Origin of the sequence: Shewanella sp. SR1 (assembly GCF_020447145.1) — a bacterium.
Lineage (GTDB): Bacteria > Pseudomonadota > Gammaproteobacteria > Enterobacterales > Shewanellaceae > Shewanella > Shewanella baltica.
This window is the reverse complement of sequence record NZ_JAJAEF010000017.1, coordinates 106,324-113,942: the sequence shown is the minus strand read 5'-3', so window position 1 is coordinate 113,942 and position 7,619 is coordinate 106,324. Positions and strand designations below refer to the sequence as shown.

General features: G+C 40.6%; 2 protein-coding genes and 4 pseudogenes. 4 read left to right on the top strand and 2 right to left on the bottom strand.

The genetic code is table 11. The features are described 5' to 3' along the window. Positions 1–246 (top strand): transposase (locus tag KV201_RS15905; RefSeq protein WP_226059889.1); only part of this gene is annotated, 246 nt, incomplete at its 5' end. A gap of 393 nt (positions 247–639) precedes the next feature. Continuing rightward, positions 640–3,456 (top strand): TonB-dependent receptor, encoded by a 2,817-nt coding sequence (locus KV201_RS15900; RefSeq protein WP_226059888.1) that lies wholly within the window; start codon positions 640–642, stop codon positions 3,454–3,456. Between the two features lie 780 nt (positions 3,457–4,236). On the opposite strand, the pseudogene KV201_RS15895 reads toward KV201_RS15900, so the two are convergent. Then, positions 4,237–4,618: pseudogene (locus tag KV201_RS15895) on the bottom strand (transposase); the annotation flags it as partial. A 103-nt stretch (positions 4,619–4,721) separates the two neighbouring features. Between KV201_RS15895 and KV201_RS15890 the strand changes: the two are divergent. After that, a pseudogene (locus KV201_RS15890) lies at positions 4,722–5,078 on the top strand (IS4 family transposase); the annotation flags it as partial. Positions 5,079–5,131: 53 nt separating this feature from the next. Here the strand turns inward: KV201_RS15890 and KV201_RS15885 are convergent. Further along, positions 5,132–6,059, bottom strand: a pseudogene (locus KV201_RS15885) (IS5 family transposase). A gap of 76 nt (positions 6,060–6,135) precedes the next feature. Between KV201_RS15885 and KV201_RS15880 the strand changes: the two are divergent. Further along, a pseudogene (locus KV201_RS15880) lies at positions 6,136–7,007 on the top strand (IS4 family transposase); the annotation flags it as partial. Positions 7,008–7,619 lie beyond the last annotated feature (612 nt).

Here is a 7,619-nt window from a genome sequence, read left to right as displayed (position 1 = left end):
GTTATTCCGAGGCGCCGCTATAAGAATACACCTCAAGAAAAAGTCGATTGGTGCTTATATCGGTATCGACATTTAGTGGAGAATGCTTTTGGAAGAATTAAACACTATCGAGCAATATCAACAAGATATGACAAGCTAGCAAGAAATTACGCCAGTATGGTGTCACTGGCGTTTATGTTAATGTGGCTGCCGATGTATTGCCGAACAATATTTGTACAGCAAAGATCAACAGACCCTAGTGTTTAGTACTGAACTCAGTAGTACAAATTTTAGGTGTAGTTCAGTTGATTAATTCACCTAATTATATGATTTTACTATTTTTAATGCTGAGTTAAAGTATTCGTTTGGATAAAAATAATTTACCTGTGACCAATATCCGGACGTAGCCCCTTAGACTTACCTCGTGTAGTGCTTTTATTTGTGTTTTTTTCTTTGTAATAATAAGTTGTTGTATTTAAAAGGTTTGCCTGTTGGTTTTTTTATTTTTGCTTTCTAAATATGTCATTCAATAGTTGTATTTGTTGATTTAATGTTTTCTGTGTGCTTTTATTGTATCTCCTGTGTATGTGTCTATGATTTTTTGTGGGGGTGTACACAGAGTAAAAAATAATAAATAACAAATATCTAGGGAGATAGATAATGCATAAGAATAGCTTATTAGCTAAGTCAGTACGTTTTGCGTTGATAAGTGGTGTTACTGCTGCGGCGTTAAACGTACCCTTATCATTTGCAGCCGATGAAGCTGGCGCAAAAGTTGAACGTATTGAAGTGACAGGCTCACGTATCAAACGCACTGATATGGAAACCACTGTACCTATCACAGTTTTATCTAGAGAAGATATAGCTCAAACAGGTGCAATTAACGTTGCAGATATTCTGAACTCGTCACCTGTAACAATTGCAGGCTCAGACCAGTCTAATAGTGCCTTTACTACATCTACAGTTGGTCTTAATACAACTTCATTGCGTAACTTAGGTGATTCGAGAACATTAGTTCTTGTTAATGGCCGCAGATTTGTTTCTGGTGTTGATCCTTCGAGTGGGTATGCAGTTGATTTAAACGCAATTCCAACTTCGATGATTGAGCGTATCGAAATTTTAAAAAGTGCATCTTCAGCTATCTATGGTTCAGATGCTGTAGCCGGTGTTGTTAACATCATCACTCGTAAAGATTTTGACGGTGTGGAGGTAAATGCTCAAACAGGTATTTCTGGCGAGAGTGATCGTAAGACTAAAACTGTAAGCGTCACATCTGGTAAGACTTGGTCAGGTGGTAATGCTTGGGTTTCTCTAGGCTATGATGACGATGAAGGTATTAAAGCAACTGATAGAGATTTTTCTAAGCAAGATCTGGCGATATTATTAGATGATAATGGTAATGAGTATGCAGGCCCAGTTAACTCTTCATACCCACCGCAAGGTCGTATCGGGAAATATAATGGCGACGGTACTCTATATTCAGGTACAACGGGTAGCTTTAACCGAGCATCATATCGTCAGTTAGTCACTCCGTTGGAGCGTAAGTATGCAGCTGCAGGCTTGACTATGGAGCTTGCAGATAACGTATCGATGTTCACTGAATTGAACTGGAATACGACTAAAACTAAAGATTCGACAATTGAGCCTACCCCGTTAGATGTTGTAAATGATGTGTGGTTGAAAAACCGTAATGGTAAAGGTGGAATGGATATTAATTCGCCTCTGATTCCTGATGCCTTACGTAATGCTTTAATTGCAGATGGTATTACAAATTTAAACCAAACATCTTTTGTTAGACGTTTAGTTGAGTTTGGTGCTCGTTCTACTGACTTAGAAAGAGATACTGTGCGTATTGCTACTGGTGTTGATTGGGCAATCGATGATACTTGGACATCTCAAACATATTTAACTTGGGGTCGTACAGATCAATCACAAGATAATGGCGGCCAAGTAAACAAGGAGCGTGCAGCCCTTGCGTTGGATGTGATTAAAGATGCTAATGGTGACTTAGTTTGTGCTAGTGAATTAGCACGTTTACAAGGTTGCGTTCCATTAGATATGTTTGGCGCTGGTACGGTATCAGATGCAGCTGTGAAGTATATTGAATCTCCAGCAAAAGCAAATGGTCAAGCAGAGCAATTTGTATTAGGAAGTAGTGTGACAGGATCTTTACCTGTAGCTTTACCAGGTGGTGATATTGGCGTTGCAATGGGGTTAGAGTATCGTGAAGAACGTGGCGTTTACAGCCCTGGGGATTTAGCTCAAACAGGTGCATCAAGTACTAACCAGTCAGATCCTACTGATGGTAAATTGTACTCAAAAGACGTTTATGTTGAGGCAATTCTTCCCGTCCTTGAAAATTTAGAATTTGATCTAGCGGCTCGATATGCTGATCATTCTATTACTGGTGGTGATTGGACATGGAACGCTGGCTTACAGTATACGCCATTTGAATCATTTAAAGTGAGGGCATCAGCTGCTACAGCAATCCGTACTCCAAATATCTCAGATTTATTTGGTGGACGCGGTGAAACTTTTGGTAATGTTGCTGATCCTTGTGATGGTGTGACAGCTGCTACTACTGGTAATGCGGCAGCTAATTGTCGCGCAATTCAAGCCGTAAGTGATCGTATTGCTGCTGATGGTGCTTTTACATTGACGCAAGCTGAGCGTCAAGGCACGGGTGGTACGCAAGGTGGTAACCCAGATGTCAAAGCGGAAACTGCTGATACTTGGAGTGCAGGTATTATTTGGCAAATCGTTGATGATTTAGCATTTACGTTGGATTACTATGATATCTCTGTGAAGGATGCAATTTCTACAACAAGTCGCACAACAGTGTTGAACCGTTGTTTTGATGTTGATGCAAGTCAGTTCTCACAAAATTGTAATGGAGCTGCTATACGCGATCAGAAAGGTGCTTTGATTGAAGTTCATTCTGGGACATCTAACGAAAATAACATTGATACTTCAGGTATTGATGCTGAATTTAATTATACGACTGATTTAGGCCCAGGTAGTTTTAAAGCTCAACTAGTTTGGAACTATACAAATGAATATGTTGTTACAGGTATTCTATCTGGTGAGGCCATTGATTATGTCGGTGATGTTACGCATCCAGAACATAGAGCTAACTTGAACTTGTCCTATGCACTTGATGAAATGAGTTTCGCATGGCGTATGCGTTACTGGGATTCAGTAGTTGACTCAGTAGATGAAAGCAATGGTAACTTCACAGATGGTGCCTCTTTAACTACTTTTAACGATATTGATGCGGTTATATACCATGATGTAAATGCGAGCTATACCTTTGCAAATGGATGGGAAGCAATGGTAGGTGTCCGTAATTTATTTGATAAACAACCACCATTATTACCGCAAGGTACTAACTCTGGGGCTACCGGGATTAATACTGCATCAGAAGCTTATGATGTAACCGGACGTTATTTCTATGCAGGTGTTACTGCTAAGTTCTAATCGAAAGTTGTAGTTTAGAAGCATTGAATGAATAAAGCCGGATCTTTTGATCCGGTTTTTTATTTTCTGAGCATACAAACTACAGAATCGACAATTAGTGTTTATTTTTAATTATTTATTTTTTTAACATGATGGGTAGCCAGCTCTAAAATAGTATAGACTTCATTTCTATGGTTGAGTGTTTGGCTTTTTACACTAATAATTGTATGGAACTAACCTACAATAGCGTTTGTGTAACAGTTTTATAAATTTTATGAAGAATACAGCTTATTTGAAAGTTATTTTAGTAATGATAAAGTATGTCATTCACTATCGTTAATATATTTCCCCTAAGCCACCTCATCAAAATAATTCCATTTTTATAACGATTGTTTTCAGTGCTCTAGAAATAATAGATTGATTATTAGTGTTTTTTATTTATTACGTTTAAATAATTATTTTGAACGAAAGAGTACTGACCTGGTAATTGTTAATGGTACTAATAATGGTCGAAGTTCATCATGTTGTCTTTTTAATACTTTCAATTGATTAAGTTTGGTTTTGGCTGTTAGTGATGTGCTTTGTTATTGTAAATGTTTGGGCGGTTAAAAGCATGGTCGTATAAATGTTATTAGGATGACACTAACGTTGGTTAACCTAAACGCGCGAGTTAACTTATTAGTTGCTTAATATCAGAAAATTAGATTGTGTTGCTAGGATCTATTGAACTTTGCTGAAAAATGTTTCCCAGCAATACATCGGCAGCAACATTAACATAAACGCCAGTGACACTATACTGGCTTAATTTCTTGCTAAATCACCATATCATGTTGATACTTTTTTATTGTTACAAAAGCCTTCTCTACTAAATGCCAATATCGATATAAACACCAATCGACCTTCTCCGGAGGTGTATTTTTATAGAGGCAATTAGGGATAACAGATGTCCCGCCTATGGTTACGATAAATTGGCGAAAGCATCACTGTCATAACCTTTATCTGCAATCACGATTCCAACCTGTTTCAAGTGCTCAACTAGGTTGGGAGTATGCGTGATATTGTGTTTCTGGCCTTCTGATAATTTGAAAAAAATCGGCAATCCTCCACTGTTGACTGCTAAGTGGACTTTGGTTGAATTACCGGCTCGGCTTTTACCAATACTTCCATTACTCAGCGCTGAAGAATCCCCTGATGATTTACATATAAATCATTAGATTGGAGTGAACTTACACCTTGAAGTGTGATCAGATGGAAGTGCGAACAAACATCAATCACAGGACTTCAAGGTGCAAGTGTTAACTATCTTACATCAATCTCTCTATCAACATTGTCCAGAAATCCATCAAAAGCGACTCAATACCCTCATGGTTGCTTGCCGAGCACTTATCAACGCGGATTGCCTCACCCTAACGCATTTAGGGCGGCACATTGATGGCACCAGCACTCATACTAAGCACTCAATAAAACGCATGGATAGATTGTTGGGCAATCCGCATCTTCACCATGAAAGAATGGCTGTTTATCAGTGGCATACAAAATGGCTGCTAACAGCACATACGATGCCGACAATATTGGTGGATTGGTCAGATATGCGTGAAGGTCGTGAGCTTATTGCACTACGCGCCTCTATCGCTATCAAAGGCGTTGTTGATTAAATCATTTCATAGAACGTAATCGTTCCAAGACTTCTGGCCGATTAAGCAACTTGCTGGCGAACGGCCATACCCAGTCTAATGACTTTGTTCATCGCCTTCACACCAGCCAATGCCTCTGCAACTTGCCCATTGTAATCACGTAAACTTAGCATTGGACTATTCAACTGTTTATATCGGCCCATGGCGGTCTCTGCTAGAGAACGCTGGTGATAGTCGTTATCGATTTTCCATTGTTTCAGCTGACCCGTTTTCAGTGCTTCTACGGCTTCATTGCGTGGATGCCCCTTTTCCCATAACCCCGCATTTGAGCGCGGGGGGATGGTAGCTTTGCAGCCTTTACGTCGCAGTAATTGATAACAACCCTTTGTATCATAAGCCCCATCTGCCGATACCTGCATTATCTTTCGCCGTAAAGGATTGAGTAAAGTCGGCAGTACTTCATTATCGCCTACTGACACAAGACTGACACAAGACTGACTTCAGCTGCAACGACTTCGTGAGTGCTTGCATCTATGGCTAAGTGCAACTTGCGCCATGTGCGGCGTTTTTCGCTGCCATGCTTGCGCGTTTTCCATTCGCCTTCACCAAACACTTTCAGGTCCGTGGCATCGACAACAACATGCGCTATCGGTCCGCGACTGGGGTTGCGGTACTGAACATTGACTGTCTTAGCGCGTTTACTGATAGAGGTGTAATCAGGTGATATTAGTGGAACATTCATCAATGTAAATAATGAGTTGAGAAAGCCTTCTCGCGCACGCAACGATAAATTAAAGATGCCTTTGACCATCAACGCGGTTTCAATCGCCACATCACTATAACTAACCCGCGTCCACGCCCGCCATGATGCTCATGGCAGTACCACGCTTTTACTGCAGCTTCATCCACCCAGAAGGTGAGCGAACCACGGTTCACTAACGCTTGGTTGTATTGCTTCCAATTAACGATTTTACGTATTGATTTGCCCATGTTGCCGTCCTGAAGGTGAGTCAGAAGATCTGATCATGGCAACACCGATTAGTTCACTGATTTGTGCAACAACGCCGCTATCAAAGGTCGCTCTATCACGCTCTACGAACGAACATTTCCGTTAGTGCTGCAAGGCACTCAAACCGCCCATCATCAGTTTCTTAATGAACTTAGAAAAGTGTTACCTGACAACATCACCCCGCTGATAGTCACTGACGCGGGCTTTCGTAATCCATGGTTTCGAAAAGTCGAGCAGCTCGGTTGGTATTGGCTGGGTCGCGTTAGAGGATTGAGTGTCTATCGGCCGCATCCTTTCGGTCGCCAATTTTCACTAAAAGCGCTTTATCCCCAAGCCCGTCGTCGTGCAAAACATGTTGGGCGGGTGGCGTTATCGGTAAAGAAACCTTTGTTATGTGAGATGGTATTGTTCAGGGCCCCAAGTAAAGGCAGAAAAGGTCAGCGAAGTACGACAACAGACTGTCACCATACGGCGCAATGACGTATGAGTTGACCGCCAAAGAGCCTTGGGCACTGGTGACTAACTTGACCATGGAAGCCATGTCGCCTCAAAAACTGGTTAATATTTACCAAAAGCGGATGCAAATAGAAGAAACCTTTAGAGATTTAAAAAGTCCCGCTTATGGCTTTGGTTTACGTCATAGCAGAACACGTTATGCGGCGAGGATGAACATACTGCTATTGATAGCGTTATTGGTGCAACTGGCATTTTGGTGGGTAGGATTATACGGGGAAACACAGCAATTACAGCGGCACTTCCAAGCAAACACGGTAAAGAAAAGGAATGTGCTATCAACAATCAGGTTGGGCAAAGAACTGCTGCTGCGGCGACGGCATGATTACCCCATATCAGCAGATGATTTGCTTCGTGCTGCGAAGAAACTAGCTGAACTCCCATTAACTCATGGTTGTTGGGGCTATGAATTATGAGGGGATCCTACAGTACTCAGCGTGCATTGGTTAGCATAAGTCTTTGCATGGCTTGAGATTATGGTTACTTTTGATAAAGCAAATTCTAACGTCTTTCTATGCTGTCTAAAAATCACTCTCGAAAGATCAACAGACCCTAGTAAACTGGCAGTATTGTTTAATGAGACTTCTTATTTTTAGCTCACCATTTTGTTACCTAAAATGAGCTAGGAGTTGTGCTCGTTTCCAAAAATATGGTTCTAGTAGATTATAGCCGTAAAGATATAGGCAAACTATTGCCTCTCTGATGCATTCAGATGGGTAACAAATAATGCTGTTGGCTATTGTTGCCCAGAGAAATTTTCATCCATACACAATAGTAGATAAGATATCTTTGGTTGCAGCTATATAAAGGTTGCCTTGATTAATGAATCCCTACTCTACATCCTCTGCAAAATCCTCTATCCCAAAGTCTAGATGCAAGTAAAGATTACCTGCCTGAGTTAGTTTCATGTTGAAATATGTTAATTTACAGAAATCTATTGAGCGAAATAAGTTTATCGCAATAGTGTGATTTTTATGGTTTTTTATTCCTTGCAGATTTTTCGGACTCAATTTAATTAACTTTATCGG